23 protein-coding genes and 1 pseudogene are annotated in these 19,357 nt (G+C 68.2%); 6 read left to right on the plus strand and 18 right to left on the minus strand.

Annotated elements, in window-relative coordinates; all coding sequences use genetic code 11:
• Positions 1-133 precede the first annotated feature (133 nt).
• The 3 genes from ABZ934_RS32205 to ABZ934_RS32215 form a co-directional block, all read right to left on the minus strand.
• Entirely contained in the window at positions 134-382 is a 249-nt protein-coding gene (locus ABZ934_RS32205) for a hypothetical protein (protein WP_361320028.1), read from the minus strand.
• A 39-nt stretch (positions 383-421) separates the two neighbouring features.
• Complete coding sequence (locus ABZ934_RS32210; RefSeq protein WP_361320031.1) at positions 422-958, minus strand: ATP-dependent DNA ligase; 537 nt, start codon at positions 956-958, stop codon at positions 422-424.
• Between the two features lie 116 nt (positions 959-1,074).
• Positions 1,075-1,731 (minus strand): class I SAM-dependent methyltransferase, encoded by a 657-nt coding sequence (locus tag ABZ934_RS32215; protein ID WP_361320034.1) that lies wholly within the window; start codon positions 1,729-1,731, stop codon positions 1,075-1,077.
• A 287-nt stretch (positions 1,732-2,018) separates the two neighbouring features.
• On the opposite strand from ABZ934_RS32215, the gene ABZ934_RS32220 reads away from it, so the two are divergent.
• Complete coding sequence (locus tag ABZ934_RS32220) at positions 2,019-2,423, plus strand: hypothetical protein (RefSeq protein ID WP_361320037.1); 405 nt, start codon at positions 2,019-2,021, stop codon at positions 2,421-2,423.
• Between the two features lie 9 nt (positions 2,424-2,432).
• Here ABZ934_RS32220 and ABZ934_RS32225 read toward each other — a convergent pair.
• A pseudogene (locus ABZ934_RS32225) lies at positions 2,433-2,615 on the minus strand (ATP-binding protein); the annotation flags it as partial.
• Between the two features lie 64 nt (positions 2,616-2,679).
• Here ABZ934_RS32225 and ABZ934_RS32230 point away from each other — a divergent pair.
• Complete coding sequence (locus ABZ934_RS32230) at positions 2,680-3,945, plus strand: IS701 family transposase (protein ID WP_361320040.1); 1,266 nt, start codon at positions 2,680-2,682, stop codon at positions 3,943-3,945.
• 4 nt (positions 3,946-3,949) lie between these two features.
• Here the strand turns inward: ABZ934_RS32230 and ABZ934_RS32235 are convergent, their stop codons facing one another.
• The 5 genes from ABZ934_RS32235 to ABZ934_RS32255 all read right to left on the minus strand — a co-directional run bounded on the left by ABZ934_RS32235 (position 3,950) and on the right by ABZ934_RS32255 (position 7,825).
• On the minus strand, positions 3,950-4,495 hold the full coding sequence (locus ABZ934_RS32235) for a hypothetical protein (RefSeq protein WP_361320043.1): 546 nt from the start codon (positions 4,493-4,495) through the stop codon (positions 3,950-3,952).
• A 39-nt stretch (positions 4,496-4,534) separates the two neighbouring features.
• Positions 4,535-5,005 (minus strand): nitroreductase family deazaflavin-dependent oxidoreductase, encoded by a 471-nt coding sequence (locus tag ABZ934_RS32240; RefSeq protein ID WP_361320046.1) that lies wholly within the window; start codon positions 5,003-5,005, stop codon positions 4,535-4,537.
• A 202-nt stretch (positions 5,006-5,207) separates the two neighbouring features.
• Positions 5,208-6,140, minus strand: coding sequence for an SDR family NAD(P)-dependent oxidoreductase (locus ABZ934_RS32245; RefSeq protein ID WP_361320049.1), 933 nt, complete (start codon positions 6,138-6,140; stop codon positions 5,208-5,210).
• A 219-nt stretch (positions 6,141-6,359) separates the two neighbouring features.
• Entirely contained in the window at positions 6,360-7,208 is an 849-nt protein-coding gene (locus tag ABZ934_RS32250) for a hypothetical protein (RefSeq protein WP_361320052.1), read from the minus strand.
• Positions 7,205-7,825: an ABC transporter ATP-binding protein gene (locus tag ABZ934_RS32255; RefSeq protein WP_361320094.1), complete on the minus strand. Its 621-nt coding sequence runs from the start codon at positions 7,823-7,825 to the stop codon at positions 7,205-7,207. The genes ABZ934_RS32250 and ABZ934_RS32255 overlap by 4 nt, the downstream gene beginning before the upstream one ends.
• 127 nt (positions 7,826-7,952) lie before the next feature.
• Between ABZ934_RS32255 and ABZ934_RS32260 the strand changes: the two genes are divergently transcribed.
• Positions 7,953-8,555, plus strand: a complete 603-nt coding sequence (locus ABZ934_RS32260; RefSeq protein WP_361320055.1) for a phosphatase PAP2 family protein — start codon at positions 7,953-7,955, stop codon at positions 8,553-8,555.
• A 157-nt stretch (positions 8,556-8,712) separates the two neighbouring features.
• Here the strand turns inward: ABZ934_RS32260 and ABZ934_RS32265 are convergent, their stop codons facing one another.
• The 6 genes from ABZ934_RS32265 to ABZ934_RS32290 all read right to left on the minus strand — a co-directional run bounded on the left by ABZ934_RS32265 (position 8,713) and on the right by ABZ934_RS32290 (position 13,774).
• Positions 8,713-9,012 carry a hypothetical protein gene (locus tag ABZ934_RS32265; RefSeq protein WP_361320058.1) on the minus strand — a complete coding sequence of 100 codons (300 nt, stop codon included), beginning with the start codon at positions 9,010-9,012 and terminating at the stop codon, positions 8,713-8,715.
• Between the two features lie 326 nt (positions 9,013-9,338).
• Positions 9,339-9,482: a hypothetical protein gene (locus tag ABZ934_RS32270; protein WP_361320061.1), complete on the minus strand. Its 144-nt coding sequence runs from the start codon at positions 9,480-9,482 to the stop codon at positions 9,339-9,341.
• Between the two features lie 407 nt (positions 9,483-9,889).
• Positions 9,890-10,351: a hypothetical protein gene (locus ABZ934_RS32275; protein WP_361320064.1), complete on the minus strand. Its 462-nt coding sequence runs from the start codon at positions 10,349-10,351 to the stop codon at positions 9,890-9,892.
• Between the two features lie 103 nt (positions 10,352-10,454).
• Positions 10,455-11,255 (minus strand): IS21-like element helper ATPase IstB, encoded by an 801-nt coding sequence (gene istB / locus ABZ934_RS32280; protein ID WP_361320067.1) that lies wholly within the window; start codon positions 11,253-11,255, stop codon positions 10,455-10,457.
• A complete protein-coding gene (istA, locus tag ABZ934_RS32285; protein ID WP_361320070.1) occupies positions 11,252-12,904 on the minus strand; it encodes an IS21 family transposase in 1,653 nt (550 codons plus the stop codon). The genes istB and istA overlap by 4 nt, the downstream gene beginning before the upstream one ends.
• A 249-nt stretch (positions 12,905-13,153) precedes the next feature.
• Positions 13,154-13,774 carry a TetR/AcrR family transcriptional regulator gene (locus ABZ934_RS32290; protein ID WP_361320073.1) on the minus strand — a complete coding sequence of 207 codons (621 nt, stop codon included), beginning with the start codon at positions 13,772-13,774 and terminating at the stop codon, positions 13,154-13,156.
• Between the two features lie 105 nt (positions 13,775-13,879).
• Here ABZ934_RS32290 and ABZ934_RS32295 point away from each other — a divergent pair, with 105 nt between their 5' ends.
• Together ABZ934_RS32295 and ABZ934_RS32300 are read left to right on the plus strand one after the other, a co-directional pair.
• Positions 13,880-14,557 carry a DUF998 domain-containing protein gene (locus tag ABZ934_RS32295; protein WP_361320076.1) on the plus strand — a complete coding sequence of 226 codons (678 nt, stop codon included), beginning with the start codon at positions 13,880-13,882 and terminating at the stop codon, positions 14,555-14,557.
• A gap of 74 nt (positions 14,558-14,631) precedes the next feature.
• Positions 14,632-14,844, plus strand: coding sequence for a DUF4287 domain-containing protein (locus tag ABZ934_RS32300; protein ID WP_361320079.1), 213 nt, complete (start codon positions 14,632-14,634; stop codon positions 14,842-14,844).
• A 1,776-nt stretch (positions 14,845-16,620) separates the two neighbouring features.
• Here ABZ934_RS32300 and ABZ934_RS32305 read toward each other — a convergent pair.
• The 3 genes from ABZ934_RS32305 to ABZ934_RS32315 form a co-directional block, all read right to left on the minus strand.
• Entirely contained in the window at positions 16,621-17,046 is a 426-nt protein-coding gene (locus ABZ934_RS32305) for a hypothetical protein (RefSeq protein ID WP_361320082.1), read from the minus strand.
• A gap of 109 nt (positions 17,047-17,155) precedes the next feature.
• A complete protein-coding gene (locus tag ABZ934_RS32310) occupies positions 17,156-17,659 on the minus strand; it encodes a hypothetical protein (RefSeq protein WP_361320085.1) in 504 nt (167 codons plus the stop codon).
• A 582-nt stretch (positions 17,660-18,241) separates the two neighbouring features.
• Complete coding sequence (locus tag ABZ934_RS32315) at positions 18,242-18,952, minus strand: hypothetical protein (RefSeq protein ID WP_361320088.1); 711 nt, start codon at positions 18,950-18,952, stop codon at positions 18,242-18,244.
• Positions 18,953-19,129: 177 nt separating this feature from the next.
• On the opposite strand from ABZ934_RS32315, the gene ABZ934_RS32320 reads away from it, so the two are divergent.
• The coding region (locus tag ABZ934_RS32320) for a transposase (protein ID WP_361320091.1) at positions 19,130-19,357 on the plus strand (228 nt) is incomplete at its 3' end.

Here is a 19,357-nt window from a genome sequence, read left to right on the forward strand (position 1 = left end):
ATCCACACCATGCGATCGTTCATGGGCCCCAGCTTAGGGGGTGTCCGCCGGATCATGGCCGGGTCCGGTCGGGTACCCGCTCAGGCGGGGCGGCAGGACGACGGTCGATGCCGTCGGCCGGCTCAGGGCTTGTTCACTGCGGCTGCGGGTTCGACAGGTTGTTGACCAGGTCGGAGATGGCCCCCGGGTCGCCCGTCTTCGTGAGAGGGCGGTTCGAGAACGCGTGGCCATCACTGTCTCCGAAGTCGGAGCCGCCGGAGCCGAGCGATGAATTGCCCTCTCCGATAGCACCATTGCCCGAGCCGGGGGTGTCGGCCGAGGCGGGAACAGCGGCCAGGAGCAGGGCCGCGACAGCAAGCGTGGAGGAAGCAAGGATCTTCATGCGTGGCCAAACGATGAAACCGGCATCAAGATGCGCCGGTCAGCCGGCCGCCGCTGCCGGCCCCTTCCCGAACCGCGGGACGTCGTCCACGGTCACGTCCAGGCGCAGCCGCTTGAAGCGGAGCGGGTGGCGCCACACGCCGCCCCGGTCGATCGAGCGGTCGGCGCTGATCTCGGCCACCAGGTCGGGGCGGACCAGGCGCACGTTAAGGACGTCACGGGACCCCCACGTCGCGGCGAACGTGACGCCCTCCCAGGGGTGTCCCGGGTCGGCGGCCGCCAAATGCTCGGCGACCAGGCGGGCCGCCTCCGTGCGCAGCGGCACCGTACGGCCGACCGCGCGCAGCCGGCCGTCCTGGTCGCGGCGGCCCAGGACGAGGAGCTGCGGGCGGGTGAGGGTGCCGGTGGTGGCGCCGATGATCGCCTCAGTGGTGTCCCGGCGTCTGACCTTGGTCCACGCCCCCCTGTGGCCAGGCATGTAGCGGCTGGTCTGGGGCTTGACCACGATGCCTTCGACGCCGGACACATCCGTCCACGAGTCGAGCCATTCCCGGGCCTTGGCCGGGTCCGTGGTCATCGGACACAGGGTCCACGGGGCCGTCAGGGCGTGGTCACGGACTCCTATCGCCTCGCCACCACCCGCGCCCGCGCCGCCGAACATGAAGCCGCCGCGGGCTGACCTTCCTCAGCGCATCACACGTCGGCGATCAGGGCATATCGTTCATCGTCCACAGGACCACCCCACAAATCTGGGTCGCTGCTGAGCGGTTCAATGCGCACAGCGGCAACAAGAGGGCGCACGGCCGCGGCAAGGTCTTCGGCGCCGATTCCGCCGTTCCACGGCAGCGATTCGGCGCCGGCCACATATGGGACACCGCTCTGGCCTGCCTCACGCCAACGCCCCTCGACCAGCACCAGCCGGCCTCCCGGCCGCAAGCGTGCCACCCACTCACGCAAGGCGGCCTCCGGATCAGGCAGCGTCCACACCACATGCCGCGACAACACCACATCGAACCGCTGTTCCCCGGTCGGGGGCATCATGGCGTCACCAACCAGGAAACGGCCAGCGCGACCCGCAGCCTCGAACTTCGTGCGCGCCTGCTCAACCATGCGCGGCGCCAGGTCGACCCCGGTCGGCCGATGCCCAGCCTCGGCCAACAGCAAGGACACCGACCCGGTGCCACAGCCGATGTCGAGAACGTCGACTGGATCGGTTGGCATCAAGGAGTTCAGGAGCCGGGTCCACGCAGCGCGTGTGTTTTCAGCCCTCAGCCCGTGGTCGGGCTCGTCGTCGAAGGCCGCTGCAGCGGCATCCCAGTAGGCAGTTATCGAAGCAGTGCGGTCAGTCATGACTAGATGTTCTCAGCAGCCACTGACACTGCAGACACCCAACAGCGGTGCCAGCTCTCTGCGATATTTTCCGGCACAGTGATCAACAACCGCTGCTGAGACTCGTCGACCACCGGTCTCCGCTCTCACCTACGAAGCCACCCGTCGAACTTCTGCTCATACGCCACCCCGGAAGCGAGCGGACGCACGGTGTCGGCGTACTTGCCTATGTGCAGAGGTGCGTACGGATGAACGTGCAGAGCAAGTAGCCACCCGCTGCGCTCATCGCCATGCGAGAGGATGGGGCGGTGGACCTTCGTTACTTCAATCAGACCGGCTGGACCGCGATCTTCAATGGCACCGAGACCGAGATCGGCCGCATGGTGCGGGTGGAGGCATGGGACCCGGCAACTGGAACGGCGCTTGTAGTCGACCCGAAGCGAGGCGCCATGCGTCCCGTCACGGACTACGAGGACTTCTCCCACCTTGAGAAGGCCGACCAGGTCGTAGCCGCAGTTCCTGGTGGCGGTTGGCGGGCCCACTGGAAAGACGAGGGCCCGGGGAACACCCCGCTCACGGAACAGGTACTCGCGTGGCTGATCACCTCGCAGGGCCGGGCAACGGCCATCACGATGGACGCTCACGGGCATGTTGACAATGCCGACAGTGCCGACGCCTTCATCCCGCCGGGCGAGGAGCTGGGCCAGGATTGAACTCCCGGATCAGGCGACTTCCGTCTCGCGCTCGATGGCCTTGAGGCGGTTCTTCAGCCGGTAGCTGGGACCGTTGATGGCGACGACTTCGCAGTGGTGCAGGAGGCGGTCGAGGATCGCAGTCGCGAGGACTTCGTCGCCGAAAACCTGGCCCCATTCGCTGAAGGTCTTGTTCGAGGTCAGGATGATAGTAGGGCTTGGTCAGGTCGGTTGTGGTTGAGCGTGTCCTTCTGGTTCGGTGTTGCGTTGAGAGAGTGTGACTCCGGACGAGATTGCGGCTGTGCGTGGCGAGTTGGAGGACTTCGCGGCGGAGGTTTTCGAGCCGTTCGCGAGGAACGACCAGCGTCGGTGGGGGCAGGTCTACCTGCGAGGCCTGCTCACTGACGGGCAGCGCAAGTCGGTCGAACCTATGGCCGCCCGGCTCGGGGAGGACGGAAACCGGCAGGCTCTGGCTCACTTCGTGACCACCAGCCCGTGGGATCCCGCGCATGTGCGGGCCCGGCTGGCCTGGAGGATGGAAAAGGCGATCCAGCCCACCGTGCTGGTCTTCGATGACACCGGCTTCCTCAAGGACGGCAATGCCTCGGCGTGTGTGTCGCGGCAGTACACCGGCACCGCGGGCAAGGTCACCAACTGCCAGGTGGGCGTCTCCCTGCACCTGGCCTCGGATCACGCCTCGGCGGCGGTGGACTGGCGGCTGTTCCTGCCCGAGACCTGGGCGCCCGGGTCCGTGAAGGCGGACCCGGACAAGGTCGCCCGCCGCATCGCCTGCCAGATTCCCGACGACATCGGGCATGTGGAGAAATGGCAACTCGCACTCGACATGCTCGACGAGACCCGCTCCTGGGGCATCGAGGTGCCGGTGGCCGTCGCGGACGCCGGATACGGAGACGCGGCGGCATTCCGGCACGGCCTGCAGGCCCGCGGCCTGGGCTACGTCGTGGGAATCTCCACCACCCTCTCGGCCCAGCCCGGCCACGCGGTTCCCGTGGCCGATCCATACTCCGGGACCGGACGCCCGCCGGTGGCGAAGTATCCTGACAAGCCGCAGTCGGTGAAACAGCTGGTCATCGCGGCGGGCCGGAAGGCGGCAAAGCCGGTGCAGTGGCGTGAGGGCTCCCGGCCCGGCACCGGCCGCAGCGGCTTCAAGCGGATGTACTCGCGGTTCGTGACCTTGCGGATCCGGCCTGCCGGACGCGAAGTCCGCCAGGCCGTCGACGGCCCGGAACTGCCCGATTGCTGGCTCCTGGCCGAGTGGCCGGCAGACCAGGACGAACCCGTTCAGTTCTGGCTCTCCGACCTGCCCGCCGACACCCCGCTGACCGCCCTGGTCCGCCTGGCCAAGCTCCGCTGGCGCATCGAACACGACTACCGCGAGATGAAACAGGCCCTGGGCCTTGCCCACTTCGAGGGCCGCACCTGGAACGGGTGGCACCACCACGTGACCCTCGTCTCCGTCGCCCACGCCTTCTGCACCATGCAACGACTGGCCAGAGCCCCAAAAGACACGGCGCCGGCCTGAGCCTCTACCGCATCGTCCGCGAGCTACAGATCCTCCTCGCGACATGGACCGGCGTCTGCCCCACCTGCCACCGCGGCATACCCACACCAGCCCTAACCTGACCAAGCACTACTAGGAGGGTGAGAGCGCAGTACTGGAGAGCCTCCATCTGCTCGTCCAAGTCGTCGATGTCGCTGTTCCCGTTGAACTCGCCGCCGCTGGAGTGAGCTTCGTACTCGTACTCCAGGTGGGAGTGCACCACGAAGGCTGAGCTGCCGGGCCGCAGGTAGAAGTACCAAAGGACGCAGTCCTGCTGGTCGCGGAAGAAGCGGACAAGGAAGGCGCCGGGCTCGACCGCACTGGGTATAACCGAGCCGCCCTGCAGGTCGCCCGGGATGCGGTGGCTGCCCGCGCGGGCTGGACACGCCTCGCCGACTACATGTCCGAGGTGGGGCTGCCCGCCGCCGCGACCTGGGCCAACCCCGGTAAGGGCGGTGCCCAGGCCGACATCGTCGTCACCGCTGCCGAGGACAACATCCTGCTTCTGTTCGTCGCGGTCGACAACTGCCACGAGAGCGCCCGGAAACGGCGTCGTGGACGAGAGGGACTGTTAAGGACGGGGGACGAGGTGGAAGACGCGGATGTCGCGGGTGGTGCGGGCGGTGTAGGTGTCGTAGACGGGTAGGGCGGCGAGGATGCGGTGGTGGTGCGCCGTCTTTTCCTCGGGGCTCAGCAGCCGGGTGGTCACGTCGTGGGACTGTCTGCCGGAGGTGAGCCTGGCGGTGGGGGTGTGGAGAAGGTTGGTGCTCCAGGCGGGGTGGTGTGCTCTGCCGAAGTTGCTGGCGATGACGAGCCAGCTGCCGTCGGGGCTGTGGTGGGCGCACAGGGGGGTGGTGCGAGGGGCGCCTGTGCGGTGGCCGGTGGTGTGGAGGATGACGGTGGTGAGGAACAGGCGGCTGGGGAGCAATCGGCCGCGGGTAAGCCGGTGGACGGTGAGGTCGCAGGCCGGCAGTAGGTGGGGGGCGAGGCGGGTGAAGAGGCGGGTGCGGCCCAGGCGGACGATGAGCGGGTGGTTCGGCATGGGCTGATCCGGGGGTCTCGGCGGGGGAGAGAGATCGTCGTGGTGTGGTCGAGGTCGGGGCTCAGGCCGAGGCCAGGACGGGGAGCTCGCCACGTCTACGCAGGCGCCCGCGAGGTCGCGCAGCGCGGCGGCGGGCCGTGCCCCCGGTGGTCCCGGCGAAGCGGGTGAAGCGGTCCTTGAAGGTGCGCCCGCCGATAAACCGTCAGGTGTCTCGCCGCGAGGGCGGGACGGCGGACGGAAACGGGTGTGCGGCCAGTTCCTGGGAGAGGTGCCAGAGCCGCTCGATGGCGTGGACGTCGCGCGCACGGCGCGCAGCCCGCACAGGCACCGGGGGGCCCGAGCATTCCCCTCGCCCGCCCGGGCCGACGAAGTCCCCGCTGGCCAGGTGGGGATCGGTCGCGGCGCGCACCAGCGACCACGCCGCGTCGGACGGCGAATGCCACCGTTCCTGCATCGCCTTCAGCAGCCGTGCTTCGACGTGGCGCCCGTCTGCGTGCAAGGCGCTGGAGCCCAGGCTGGAGTTGACCAGGCCCGGGTGGGCCGCGACGGCGCGCAGGGGCAGCCTGCGGTCGCGGGCCCAGGTGGCGAGGCCATGCGTGAAGTGCAGATTCGCCAGCTTGGAGTCGAAGTAGGCCGCCCACCGGTGATAGCGGCGAGGCGCGTGCGGGCGGTCGGTGCGACGGCCCAACCAGTGCAGGACGGAGGACACGTTCACCACACGAGGCTCAAGGGTGTTCAACAGCGCGGGCAGCAGATGCCCGGTCAACGCGAAATGGCCGAGGTGGTTCACCGCGAAGTGCATCTCGTAGCCGTTCGCGGAACGGGTGGAGGGCAGCGCGGCCACTCCGGCATTGTTGATCAGAAGGTCCAGCCGCCCTCCGGCAAGGACGGTGATCTCCCCGGCCGCCTCCCGCACCCGCGACAGGCAGGCCAGATCGCACACGACGCTCTCCACCCGCGCCGACCTCACCAGGCTGTGCACCCGGGCCGCTGCCGCGCGTCCCTGCGTCGACGACGGGCAGGCGAGGATCACGTACGCGCCCTGGCGGGCCAGGTGTTCGGCCGTGGCGGCCCCGATCCCGCGGGAGGCGCCCGTGATCACCACCGTACGTCCCGACAGACACTCCGCCTGCATGGGGACCCACGAGACTTGTGGCGCACGCCATCGCCGCCACGGTGCGGGGACAGCGGCATCGGAGCCCCCGGCCACTGCGGGGCCGCCCGTGCGTCGTAGCCATTCATCCTTCACCCCAGTCCCAACGAGCACCGGACGTACGGGGTCACAACCGCGACCGCCCGCGCTGGCCAGACCTGCGAACGGCGACTGCCGGCGCATCTGAGTCAGCCGCACCGTCTAGTCGCACCCTCGGTCCGCGAGGGTCACCGTGGACGCGCCTTCCTGTTCGTGCAGGGAAGGAGCGGCTGCGTGCGGGGGAGTGACGGGTGGGCTGACGTGTCGGGTGCGTACATGGAAGAGGGCGAGCGCCAGAAGGCTGGTGGCGGCGAACCAGGGCAGCGCGCGGGCCGCGCAGGCGAGCGAGGGGGTGTGGGTGAAGGCGGCGGAGAAGGCTGCCTGCGTGGGGCCGTACAGGGGCAGGGCCTGCAGCCCGGTCTGGTTTCCCGTCGGGTTGGAGACGGGGCTCTGCAGCCCGACGTCGATCAGCGTGGTCATCACCACGACGAAGAATCCTTCGAGCTCGCCGCGCATCAGGTATCCGGCCATGATGCCCAGCCCGCCGTAGGCCAGGGCGGCCGTGGCCACGGCGGCGGCGACTGCCACGGGCTGGGTCAACGGCCAGGACAGGTACAGCAGGCCGGTGGTGTAGCCGGTGAGCAGTGCGGTGATGACGAGGAGGGCGACGAGCTTGCCTGCCAGCAGCTGCAGACGGGGGTATCCGGCCAGGACGAGTCGCTGGTCCATGTCCCGGGCGCTGAACGTGGCCATGAACATCATGAACCCGGAGATCACGGTGACGGCATGCAGCGCACTGGAGATCTGGATCGTGCGGCTCATCGAGGCGCTCACCTCGATGCCGAGCGCACTGCTGTGGAACCCGATGGTCTTGTCGGTGGCGGTGGCGCGGACGACGTAGATCCACGTCGGGATGAAGAAGGCGGTCATGCTCATCGCGAGTCGGTTGCGCAGATGACCCGTCAGCGTGAACGCCAGGGCGACCGTGAAAGCGGTCCACTGATGCCTCACCCGGTCGTCCCTTGCGCGTGCAGTTGGCCCTCGCGCAGGTGGTGGACGGTATCGAAGTGCTGCACGTCGTGGAGCAGATGAGAGACGACCACCACTGAGCGGCCCTGACTGCGCAACCGCCCCGCCAGCTGCCAGAAGCGCTGATGGGTGTCCCAGTCGAACCCTTGATAGGGCTCGTCGAGCACCAGCAGCGGCGGATCGTGCATGAGCGCCAGCGTCAGGTTGAGCTTCTGCCGGGTGCCGCCACTGAGCTCCCCTGCTCGGGTACGCCGCTCACCACCGAAACCGAGCAGGTCGACCAGCTCCCAGGCCCGGCCCAGGCCAGGTAGCCGGTAGGCGACCTGGAACAGCCGCAGATGCTGGGCGACCGTGAGCATGTCGTTGACCACCGCCTTCTGCGGGCAGTACCCCAACGCACTGAAGCGCCGCACCGTCCCGCGGTCCGGGGCAAGCTGGCCGACAGCGAGCCGCAACAGAGTGCTCTTCCCCGACCCGTTCTCCCCGACCACTCCGGCGAGCATCCCCGCCGACACGCTGAAATGGGCACCGCGCAGCACAGGCCGCCTGCCGTACGCCTTGTGCACCGCACTGATGTGCAACCGATCCCCTGAAGCCATGCCGCTCCTTCCCTCACCGGACACCAACGTCATCCGTTCACCCCAACGCACAACAGTCGCCCACCGACACGCTCACAGCTCCGGCTCCTGAGTACGAACCCCGCCGGGACTCACTCGTTCACCTGCCATGGCAACGATCACCGTGGAAACCGGCCAAGCGAGGCTGGCACAGCTCCTCAGCACCTACTTCTCCCCTCCCCTCCTGCCCGTGGCAGCCGGCGGCGCAGTCAGCCTGCACCTCACCTGGCCACACCCGGACGGGCTGCTCTGGGGACTGTCCGGCAGCGGCGCCTGGGCGCTGCTCTGCGCAGCGATGGCCCTGGTCGGGGCGCGCGTGGGGAAGTGGCCGACCCTCACTCCGACCCGGCGCGGGCCCCGGCTGATACTGCTGGCCGCGAGTGTGCTGGCAGGCGTCTGCGTCCTGCTGGCCTGCCGCAGCCTCGGGGCGCCCACCGCACTGCTGACGCTGGGCAGCATGGCCCCCCTGCTGGCCGCCCTCCTACTCGCCTGCACCCTGGCCACCAACGTCTCTCTGCACACCAGTGCGGCGGCTGCCAGCGTGACCCTCCTCGCCCTCCACCTGGGCACCGGCTGGAGCGTGCTCTACCTCCTGGTCGCCGCGATCGCCTGGTCCCGACTGTGCCTGGGAGCGCACACGCACGCCCAGGTCCTGTGGGGAGCCGCACTCGGCACGATCGCCTGTGCGGCCATGGTGTGCCTGCGCCGCTGATCGGCACGTGAAGGTCCCGCTGCCTGACCGGGCGTTCGTCCGCCTGCCGAGTACCGGGAGAGCGCAACGGGCCCTGCTACGGCCGCGGAACAGAGGCGGCCACGTGCAGACGGCGAAGAGGAAGGGAGCGGCGCCTTGCAGACGTCCTCCGACGCCGTTATGTGCCCGGACCGCAGAACTGGGGTGCTGGCCGAGCGAGGAGATCAGTGGCTGGCTTGCCGCGCTGGCGGAGGACGAGCGTGTCAGCGACGCCGACGTCGCGCGCGCCCGGGTTCGTGAGCCGGTCTGCAGGCTTGACGTTCACCACCCGCACCGCTCCCGACTCCGTGATCAGCAGGAAGTCCGGCACGTGCTGCCGTACCCGATCGCCTACCCGAGCGTCCAGGTGGAACGGCTGGGCATGGATCCCCCGCACGGCGGGATCCATGTCGGCCAGGAGAAGCCGTGCCAGCTCCAAGCGGCTCTCCTATGCCACGGAGCCGCCCGTCGTGGCGGACGGGTACCGCCCTGAGTAGTGCGCCTGGCCGTAGACGGAGTGAAACTTCCGCCATGGAACCGACCATGTCACCGCAGATCCTTGAACGGGACCTTGCGCACTGACGCGTCGCTGTAACGCACCGACGCCATCGGTTGTTCGTACTTCCCGCGTACCCGTGCTGGACTCTGAACGACCATAGGCGGCGAGCTGGTTACTGTGCGGAGTCAGTGCGCACAGCCCCTTGGAACTGCGCATCCGGTGCGCATCTCACGGGTACAGTGCGCACCGAATCGCGGAACCTACAGTCAGCGCCGGATCACCGGCTTCGGCAGCAGAGTGCTCAGCAGCTGCGCCGTCTCTTCCTCCATATCCACTCCCCCGCCGAGGCCCTCGTTGATGCGGGCCAGCCGCGCGGCGGCTTCGTCTCCGGCGGCGCACTCCACGCTCATCCGTCGATTCCCGCGCATACGGGCCGGACAGGGCGAGAGCCGAGCAAGTAACCCCGCTCGACCGACGATTCCCGCGCATACGGGCCCGGACTCGGCCGGAGCGTCGAGCGTCTCGCCGGCAGGTCGTCAATTTCCGTGCGTACCCGGCCGGGCAGGCGGTTGTAGCGGTCGGCCAGGTCGACGGCCCGTCTATTCCCGTGTGTACGGGCCGGTCGACGAGGTGTTCTCGCGCTGGACGGCCATCAGCTGGCTGCGTCAGTGACAACTGACTCCAGCGGTAGGTCAGTTCTGACTCCGTTCAGGGTCCTCAGGGCCAAGATCTGAATGTGAGAAGTGACTCCACCTTGGACGCATGAGCGACCAGCATTTTGGCCGTTCTGGACATCGATCACCGACTGAGCGGTGATTCAGTCGTAAAAGAAGAGCTCAAGGTCCTCGACGGACCCCGGCCCAGTAAGGAAGCCCTCGGCCTTCGCGATCTCCTCTTCTGGTGGCAGTTCGCCCTTCAAGAGCTGCTGCATCCAGATCTCTCCTTGCTCGCCGACCGTGTAGATGCCAGACAACAGCTCGGCCATCCCCGCGGGGTGCGGTGGGTGAACTCCGGCGACCGGTTGGAGTACCCACCCGCCTGACCGGGCAGCGAGCCGCAGCACCCCGGCCCAGTTCGCAATCCTCCCGATGCGCACGTGCCACGAGTCCTCGGTGAACGGGGCCGCCCGCCCACCATGGAGAGGGTTTGTGGCGGCCCCGATGTCCTTAATCACTTGCCGTTCCACGGCGTCACGGACCCAGCGCCCTTCCTGCGCTTCTTCGATGGCGGCCTCCCACCACTTCCACCCACCGTCGAGTCGGTTCGCGAACGTATCCATGCAGCCAGGATTCCATGCGCGATGCCGCAAGCCTTCGGGGGGCGCCGATCAATTGATCAGCTCATCGAAGAGACAGGCTCTAGCCCTGTGACCGGGGCAGACGTCAGTTCGTGACCGCTGCGGCCGCTTCGGCGCGGGCCCGTGTGACGGCCAGGCGGTAGGAGTCGGTGCCGGTTTCGATGATGTTGCCGCCGAAGGTGAGGCGGTCCACGATGACCGCGCAGAGCCGGGGATCGGTGAAGGTCTTGGTCCAGCCCCCGAAGGATTCGTTGGAGGCTATCGCCACGGAACTCTTTTCCTCGCGCTCGGTCAAAACTTGGAAGAGGAGTTCGGCGCCGCGCCTGTCCAATTCCATATATCCCAGCTCGTCAATACAGAGAAGGTCGACACGGCCGTATCGGGCGATGGTCTTGGCGAGGAGTTTCTCGTCGGCGGCTTCGACGAGTTCGTTGACGAGTTTGGTCGCGAGGACGTACTTGACCCGGTAGCCCTGCATCGCGGCCTCAGTGCCGAGTGCGATCAACAGGTGTGATTTCCCGGTCCCGGAGTCGCCGATCAGGCACAGCGGCATGCTCTTCTTGACCCAGTCGCAGGAGGCCAGGGTATGGATCGCGGCAGGGTCGATGGCCGGGTTCGCATCGAAGTCAAAGGCCCGGAGTGATTTGTCACGTGGGAAGCCGGCGGCCTTGATGCGCCGCTCGGAGCGGCGCCGGGCCCGGTCGTCGCATTCCGACATCAGCAGCTCGGCCAGAAACCCACGGTAGGTCATCTGGTCCTGTGCGGCGGCCGCGGCCAGTTCCGGGTACTGGGCCCGGATCGTCGGCAGCCGCAGCATCCGGCATGCCTGGTCCACGGCAGCGTCCGCGGTTTCCTCGGTCAGTCCCCGGTTGCGCTTTGCGGTCATGATTCCCCCTGTTGGGCGGATGGTCCGGCGTGCCGGCGGAGCAGCCGCAGCAGTTCGTCGTAGGCGGCCACCGATGGCAGCGGCCTGGGATCGGGTGGCAGCGCGGCCAGCCGGCGCGCGGTCAGCGAGGTCACCGTCGCCCCACCCTCGGCCGGGCGCGGCGTCCGTTCCTGTTGCGGGGCTGGCACGCGGGCATCGGTGTCGGCTGCCTTGCGGGCCTCCAGGGCGACGGCGTCCGCGGTCAGCGCGCCAGCCTTCAGGGCGGTCGCGATCCCGGCGACCACGTCCTCGTGGGCCATGTGCCGGTGCAGGAGCAGGACCGAGATCAGGGCCCGGGTGCCCTCGGGGTCGCCGTGGGCCTTGCAGGCGGCCTGCCACCAGGCGTCGTGGACCGGGGTGAACTTGCCGGCCGAACGGGCCTGCTCGAGCGCGGTGGCGCCGGGAAAGGCTCCGGGCTTGCGGACCAGGGCCTCGAGATAGTGGTCCAGGTCGAGGCGGGATCCGCCTTTGGCGATCAGCCGCTCGTGGCGGGCCACTTCCTTGGGGCCGTCGTAGACGACGAGCTCGGAGGCGTGCAGGACGATCCGTACCATCTGGCCGATCAGCCGCACCGGCACCGAATAGTGATTGGTGCGGGCCGAGACCTGCCCGTACCGGTCAACCCGCACCGAGGAGACGAACCCCGTCTCGAAAACCTCGTCAGGCAGCGGGACCAGCAGCGGGTGTTCGGCCTGGAAATACTCCCCGATGGTCTTGTGGCGGAGCCGGATGCGGCGGTCGTTGTCCTGCCGGTCCCACTGCTCGACCAGCACGTTGAGCTCCGCGAGGGTGTCCACTTGCGGGACGGGGACCAGGTGGTTTCTGCGGAACCAGCCGATCTGTCCCTCGACCCCGCCCTTCTCGTGGGCGCCCTCGATGCCTGGGTGGCAGTAGAAACTGGTGATCGAATAGTGCGAGCGGAACGCGGTCCACCGCTCGGATTCCACTCGGCGCCGCGTCAGGCCCAGGACTTGGGCGACCGCCGCCCGCAGGTTGTCGTAGCGGATCTTGCCGTAGGGGACGCCGCCGAGCGTGTTCAGCGCGTGGACGTGGCCTTCGAGGAAGGCCTCCTGCCCGCAGGACGCGAAAATCTTGTGGACGGACCGGCCCGAGTACGAGAGCCGCAGCCAGAATAGGAAGCACTTCGTCAGGGTGCCGCCGAGGTTGATCCACACATCCCCGAAGTCGACCTCGGCTTCATCGCCAGGGCGGTGGGTCTGCGGGATGAACGAGGCCGGGGGCCCGCGGCCTTCCTCGACTCGGATCTCGCGGCGCCGGTCGAAGACGTAGTCGCGGACCATCGCATAGGACACTTCCTCGGCGCCGTACTCGTCGAGCAGCCGGTGGAAGATCCGCGTGAGTGTGTGCCGCTGCTTGCGCGGAGCGTCCAGATCAGCCCGCAGCATCGCGTCGATGGCCAGCTTGTACGGATCAAGACGTGATGCCCGGGGCGGCATCCGCTTCCGGGCAGTCGGCCACGCCGACTCCAGCGCGAGAGCGACCGTGTGCCGGCCCACCGAGTACTTCAACGCCAGCGCGCGACTGGACAGACCGGCGTCCCGCGCATCACGACGGATCGCGGCATACAACTCGACCTTGGAGCCGGGCACTGAAGTCCCCTCACGCTCGCTAGCCCCCCGATGCTCCCACGACCAGCCCTCCACTGGAGCCAAATCCCGTCAACACGAACTCCACCCACGCGAGGTGGAGTCAGAACTCACCTTCCGACTGGAGTCACTTGTCGTCTATAGAGCCAAGGTGTTGACGACTGGTCGAGTTGGTGCAGGCTGCGGGTTCAGGTCTGCGGCGGTTCTGGTCGCATACCGCGCGAGGGGCGGCCCGGTTGGGTATTGCTGAGGTCAGCGGTAGGCGGCGAGGAAGGCCCTGGCGCCGACGGTCGCGTAGTGGTCGAGTTCGTCCTGCGTGTGCTGCGGGCTTCCGTGGAACATGGCCTTGTTTACGGGGATCCAGAGCAGCAGGCCGGAGAAGTGGTTGGCGGCCAGGTGAGGGTCGGCGATGCGGAGGAGCCCGTGGTCGTCGAGCCGTTGGAAGGTGGTGGCGAGCGTGTCCAGGACGCGTTCGAAGCCCTGCTCGTACCAGGCGGCGCCGAGCTGGGGGAATGTGTCGGCGTTGGCGATGATCAGGCGTCGGAGTTGGAGTACTTCGGGCTGGGTGAGGGCGGTCAGGAACTGGCGGGCCAGGTGGGTGAGGTTGTCTTCTAGGGCCTGGTTGTCGGCCGGGATGTCGGCCACCAGGTCGACCATGGCGTCGACGCGGTCGGTGGTGGCAAGGACGATCTCGGCGAACAGCTTCTCCTTGTCGGTGAAGTGCTTGTAGACGGTCTGCTTGGAGACCGCGGCGAGCTTCGCGATGTCGTCCATGCTGGTCCCGGCGTAGCCCTTGGTCATGAACACGCTGGTCGCCGCGTGGATGATCGCCGTGTGCTTGCGTGCCGACCGGCCTTCCTCGCTCGCGGCCATGGCCCATCCCCTCGTCAGTACTGGACAGTCTAGTTTTGTTTTGGCTACTCTAGCGCCTGGTTCCGAACGAGTACCAGACCGTCTAGTTCTGTTCAGGGGGATTACATGACTCAGGCCATCGGCGCTCCAGCAGCTGCCGCCTTTGTCCCGACCAGGCGTCCGAAGACGCGGGTCCTGCTTGCGGGGGGCATCGCGGCCGGTCCGCTGTTCCTGGGCGCCGGCGCGGTCCAAGGGCTGGCCCGCGACGGCTTCGACTTCACCCGCAACGCGATCAGCCAGCTCAGTCTCGGTGACCTGGGATGGATCCAGGTCACGAGCTTCCTGCTGACCGGCGCGCTGGCCATCGCCGGGGCCGCCGGAATCCGCCGCATGCTGGCCGGCACGTTCGAAGACCGCTGGGCGCCGCGGCTGATCCGCGTGTTCGGTGCCTCGTTCCTCCTCGCCGCGGTATTCACCGCCGACCCGGGTGCCGGATTTCCCGTCGGCACCCCCGAGACCCCGGCAGCCTCCCTCAGCTGGCACGGCGCGCTCCACATGCTCAGCGCCATGGTGGGCTTCCTCGCGCTGTGCGCATCCTTCCTGATGCTGGCCCGCCACTTTGCCGCCCGGCGACAGCGAGGCTGGGCCCTTGGCTCCCGCCTGGTGCCGTTCGGCGTCCTCGCGGGGTTCGCCGCGTCCTCCGCCACCGTGCTGGCCTTCACCGCCGCAGCCGCCCTCGGCCTGCTGTGGCTGACCGCGATCACCGTCCGGCTGGCCACCGCGCTCCCGGCCCCGCAGAACTAGCGACATCCCCCGGCCTGCCGGGCGCAGAAACAGCAACCACGAACTCTTCGAAACGAACAGGTAGGACAACGCCCATGACGGCACCGGTGAAGGGTCCCGCCAGCTACTTCCCCTCGATCGAGAAGAAGTACGGCCGCCCGATCGCGGAGTGGAAGGAACTCATCTACACCTCGCCCCTGACCAAGCACATGGAACTCGTCACCTGGCTCAAGACCGAGCACGGACTCGGCCACGGCCACGCCAACGCGCTCGTCGCCCACACCGTCGCCGAAGGCAGCGGCAAGTAACCGGACATCGCCCGGAACACAACCGGCCCAACCCCTGCCACGACCGGCGTCCCGCCGTTCCGAACTTCCCTCACGCCCTGCGTGCCATGGACGCTGACCGGACATCAAGCGTTCGGAACGCGCATGAACCCCTATTCGATCTTGCCTATTGCCCGCGTGCCGTGGTGAAACTGAACGCAAGTCCTCCTGGGCACGACGCGGGCACCACACGGACAGTCAGAGGGCCCCTGTTACCGGCAGGGGCCCTCTTCCGCACACTTTCCTCGACCGTCGCCGACATTCCGAACAAGCCTGCGGATTCCAGCGATCGTACCGACCGGCACATGCCCAGGGCAGGTGAAGACACAAGCACACCATCCCCCAGCCCCGGCAGCCCAGTGGCAAGCCCCATGTGGACGCTGACGTCGCCGTAATGGGCGTGCTGGTGAGTGGGTTTGGTGAGTTCACCGGTGAAGCCCCCGCCTCACGGCGCTGTGGCCTGTCAGTCCGCTCGAGGAGAGCGGACGGCTCCCCAGACTTGGACGGATTAGGAGATTTGGGGCGTTTCGATAGTCCGGAAAGGAGCCAGAACACGTCTTCCAACCGGATGCCGCGCATCCGCAACCACGCCTTACGTACGGGGTCGGAGCCGCAGAAGTGTCCATCGAGTTCGTAGTAGCGCACGCGGGCACATGGCGTTGCAACTGCCGGGCGAGGCGGATGCCCGTGGTGCAGGTCCCGTCGTCATCGAGGCGGAGGCTGAGCTCGATGACCACGAAATAGATGTGTAGCGCGGCCAGGTGGAGGCGATGGTGCGCATGAGCCGTCGGGCGGCGAGATACCCGCCGGCCGAGCGCAGCTGGCTGCTGGTGATGTCGACCTGGTGCGAGCGCGGTGCAACGCGGCCGGCGGGATCCTGACGGCAGGGTGCAATGCCTGGTGCGCGTCGGCCAGGGCGCCCTCTACGTTCTTCAGGGCCGCAGGAGTCGCGGCGGTGTCAGGGTGATCAGTCAGTCGGGCACGGCCTTGCTCGAGCTCGTCGCGCAGCTCGGCCAGCTCGCGGCGTGCGGCATCGCGGTCGACGCGTATGGCAGCGAGTTCCCGCTGCGTTGCGGCCAGGTCCTGTTGCAAACGGGCACGGTCGCGCTGGAGGACGTGGACACGACGGACAGCGGAGCGGCGAACTTCTCGATCTGGCGTCTATTGGTGTCCTCCGCTTCCCGGGCCTTGGCCGCGTCGGCCTCCAGCTGCTCGCCCTTGTCGGCAAGCTCCCTTCCGGCGCTGGCGAGTTCGGCTTCAAGACGGTCGCGGTCCGCCCGCCTCAGGGCGAGTTACCCCCTGGGCACGAGCGGCCCTGACCTCGGGGTGGCCTGGGCAGCCTTGAGCCGACTCTCGCCCTGCACGCGTTCGGCAGGCGCGATCTCCGTGCCGGGCGCACCAGCGACGCGAACCGCCTGGTTGAAGGCGTTGCAGAACTCCTGCAACGCCCTCTCCGAGGGCAGAGTCTTGCCCGAGAGCCACCGCGACAGCGTGGGGGACGAGGCGACAAGTGGCTTGGGCCGCACCCCTCCCGGCCCTCTGGAACCCAGTCTCTCAGTGGAGCGGAGCGAGTCCCAGATGCCGCGATCCAGCACAAGCCGGAACCAGCCTCCAGGGCCTGCGTCGATCTCGACTACGGCCGCCGGGGCACAGCTCCATAGAAGTACGACGGGCCGCCTGAGCACCGACGCCCGGCTGCCGGGGATTGCAAAGCGGGCATCCCTTGTCCGACGTCGTTCCGCTGGCCGCGGCCGGCTCCTATTCCTTGTCGAGAAGGATGTTGGCGAGCTCTTCCACCTTCTCGGTGACGACCTGGAGCTTCTCGGCGTCCCTCGAGGTGTTCATACGGCGGAGTGCTACTTCGGCCGCCTTGCTGCTGCCGTCGCGGAACACGGCGTCGACGACAGCGGCAGCAGGGGTGCCGCGCTTGTAAAGAGTGATGACTGCGTACTGCTCGCCGGGGATATCGGCGGGCAGGTGGGCGAGCCCGAGGCCGTCGAGGCGGCGACTGATGCTGGCACGGACGTGAACGCCGAGGCGGCCGGCGTGCTCCAGATCGCGCAGAAGCCACATGACGACGCGAAGCACGCCGCCGGACTCCTCGACGGCGTGCCGCAGTTCCTCCCAGCTCTCGACCTGGTTGCCGGCGTCGCCTGCGGTGAGGTCCAACACAGGTGTAGTCACGAGGATTCCCCAAACTTTGGAGTCAAAGAAAAATTCTGACTCTAGATTATCCTTGCGGATTTGATGTGTCCACAGGCTGGTAGAGCCACCGCTGGTGGGCGTCGGCGTATCAGCTCCGTTCATCGCTCAACTGAAGGGGGCGGCCGCCGTCCTGGCGTCCGTACGCAGCCGCCTCAACTCCGTGCAGCGGATTCCGCCTCCGGAGTGCCACTCCATCACCGGCCCGACCACGCTCCCGTGCTCCCGACACCAGTCCACCGGGACGACTCCGCCGCAGCCATGCCGCTCGCACGCGCACGCCTCCCCCGGGGCCGACGTATGCCACCCCGTGGCGCTCCACGCCGACCGAGCCCACTGAGGCGGCGCCCCGCAGGCCGGCAGGCCAGGTGAACGTCACCCGCAGGCCACCCGACCCGGAACGGAACCGCTCCGCCACCCGCACCACCTCGTCCACCCACATCGTCAGCTGAGCGCTCACGGCGACAGGGCAGGCGAGCCGGCAGTTCAGGGCGTCGGCCGCCGCCGACGCGGTAGGGGTCCAGTCGGCGAGTTCGAACCAGCCGTCGGGCTGGATCGTCACCGCGTACGGAGCAGCCGCATGCGTGAAGGTCATGGTTGTCCCTTGGACGGGGGTGGGGTTCTTCGGCCAGGGGGCCTTTGCTGCTTCCCCTACCAACAAGACAACAGTACAGCACTTACGGCGAAATCTGGGGCTCTAGCCGCCATCGAAAGAGTGAAGTAACCGCAGGTCAGATGCTGTTTTTTGCCCGGTGGGGGCGGGCAGTGGGGGCGGAGCCGGCCGCCCCTTAGGCGCGAAGCGCCGAGGGCAAGGGGCGAGGCAGCGCGAAGCGAGGGCGTCCTGGGAGCGAAGCGGACCAGGGCGCCCGGCTGCCGCAGCCCCGCAGCGCGTGAGAGCGCGAAGCGCTCGGTCCGGGCGCAGCGCAGCGGAGACCGGCACGCGGCGCCTGCGGAGAGCGCGGAGCGCTCGGTCCTGACGCGCTGCGCAGCGCGCGTCAGGCCGCAGGCAGGGGGTGGGTGGCGCAGCGAAGCGGAGCCGCCCACCCCGCCGGCACCGGACCCACGACGCCCGCCCCCACCGGGCAGAAAACAGCATCTGGGGCCATCGCATGGCTCAAGGCGTAGCTACCGCGGGCCTGTCGGGTGGGTGGCTTCCCGGGTAGGGCGCATCCCCGCGTCAGTGCTGGGCGGAGTCGGTCTGCAGTTGAAGTGCGAGTGCGATGGCGGTGCGGCGGACTGCGGCGGGGAAGCCGAGTCGAACGGCGGCCTCCTCGGGGTCGAGCGCCGGCTCCACTCTCAGCAGATCCGCGATTCGAGCACCCCGAGCCTGGGCCAAGTGTTTCTGTGCCGTGGTGACCGAGACGCCCAAGACGTCGACGGTGTGGGCAGCCGTCACAGCCGGGTCGGCGTCAAGGAGCTTGGCGATGCGACCAGGCAGCAGATCGCGCGGCACCATGTCGCCCGATCCGGTCGGCCGGCCCGGGGGCTGTGAGGGCACTCCGCGGGACGCCGTGAAGCGTTGCACGATGCCGCGGGGCCAGTGCTCGACCCTGCATACCTTCACAGTGTGGGTAGCGAGCCGTGGATCCTTCTTGTAGCCGTCCCAGCTCCGGGGTTGCACCCCCGCCATTGCGGCCGCCTCCTGGCGGTCGAGCAAGTCGTCGTCTGAGTCCTGTAGCGGCAAGGCGGGCATTGTCCGGTGCGCCAGGTGCGCCTCGACCTGCTGGCGGTCCCACAACAGGACCTGTGCTCCCGCCGAGCTGATCGCATCGGGGAAACCGGGCGCCGTGTAGGGCTGAACCGTCCGGAACGTACCCCACTTCACGCCCATGAGCTCGGCAAGGCCCTTCCGGTCCACCACAAACTCAGTACGTCCGGCACGGATCACGACACTCCAGCCTCTCCCAGACCACGGTCACAGTGGACGCCGGCTCGGCCGACGGCAGACACTCCCCCGCCACACGAGAGAACGCCCCTGCATCAGAAAAAGGTACCGGACGCAAAACGCGCCAGCCGACCAACGCCCCCGCCACCGGGACGCTAAGACGTCATCTCATTTGGTGGATTGGGTAGTCTTTCGGTCGTGGTGGGGATTGTTGAGCGGCTGGTGCCGGATGAGTTGTGGGTGGTGTTCCAGCGGGTGGTGCCGGAGGCGCCGTCGCGGCCGCAGGGTGGTGGCCGGCGTCGGTATGGTGACTGGGAAGTGCTCGCCGCGATCTTGTTCGTGGCCACGTCGGGCTGTACCTGGCAGCAGCTGCCCGCAGCGTCGTTCGGGCCGTCGGGGGCGACAGCC

Source organism: Streptomyces sp. NPDC046557 (assembly GCF_040645975.1).
Classification (GTDB): Bacteria; Actinomycetota; Actinomycetes; order Streptomycetales; family Streptomycetaceae; genus Streptomyces.

What these genes read in the sequence shown, in the direction of transcription:
- ABZ934_RS32205 (WP_361320028.1), bottom strand. Translation starts at nt 382, where the DNA reads ATGAAGATCCTTGCTTCCTCCACGCTTGCTGTCGCGGCCCTGCTCCTG.
- ABZ934_RS32210 (WP_361320031.1), bottom strand. Translation starts at nt 958, where the DNA reads ATGACCACGGACCCGGCCAAGGCCCGGGAATGGCTCGACTCGTGGACG.
- ABZ934_RS32215 (WP_361320034.1), bottom strand. Translation starts at nt 1,731, where the DNA reads ATGACTGACCGCACTGCTTCGATAACTGCCTACTGGGATGCCGCTGCA.
- ABZ934_RS32240 (WP_361320046.1), bottom strand. Translation starts at nt 5,005, where the DNA reads ATGCCGAACCACCCGCTCATCGTCCGCCTGGGCCGCACCCGCCTCTTC.
- ABZ934_RS32245 (WP_361320049.1), bottom strand. Translation starts at nt 6,140, where the DNA reads ATGCAGGCGGAGTGTCTGTCGGGACGTACGGTGGTGATCACGGGCGCC.
- ABZ934_RS32255 (WP_361320094.1), bottom strand. Translation starts at nt 7,825, where the DNA reads ATGGCTTCAGGGGATCGGTTGCACATCAGTGCGGTGCACAAGGCGTAC.
- ABZ934_RS32260 (WP_361320055.1), top strand. Translation starts at nt 7,953, where the DNA reads ATGGCAACGATCACCGTGGAAACCGGCCAAGCGAGGCTGGCACAGCTC.
- ABZ934_RS32270 (WP_361320061.1), bottom strand. Translation starts at nt 9,482, where the DNA reads ATGAGCGTGGAGTGCGCCGCCGGAGACGAAGCCGCCGCGCGGCTGGCC.
- ABZ934_RS32275 (WP_361320064.1), bottom strand. Translation starts at nt 10,351, where the DNA reads ATGGATACGTTCGCGAACCGACTCGACGGTGGGTGGAAGTGGTGGGAG.
- istB (WP_361320067.1), bottom strand. Translation starts at nt 11,255, where the DNA reads ATGACCGCAAAGCGCAACCGGGGACTGACCGAGGAAACCGCGGACGCT.
- ABZ934_RS32290 (WP_361320073.1), bottom strand. Translation starts at nt 13,774, where the DNA reads ATGGCCGCGAGCGAGGAAGGCCGGTCGGCACGCAAGCACACGGCGATC.
- ABZ934_RS32295 (WP_361320076.1), top strand. Translation starts at nt 13,880, where the DNA reads ATGACTCAGGCCATCGGCGCTCCAGCAGCTGCCGCCTTTGTCCCGACC.
- ABZ934_RS32300 (WP_361320079.1), top strand. Translation starts at nt 14,632, where the DNA reads ATGACGGCACCGGTGAAGGGTCCCGCCAGCTACTTCCCCTCGATCGAG.
- ABZ934_RS32310 (WP_361320085.1), bottom strand. Translation starts at nt 17,659, where the DNA reads ATGACCTTCACGCATGCGGCTGCTCCGTACGCGGTGACGATCCAGCCC.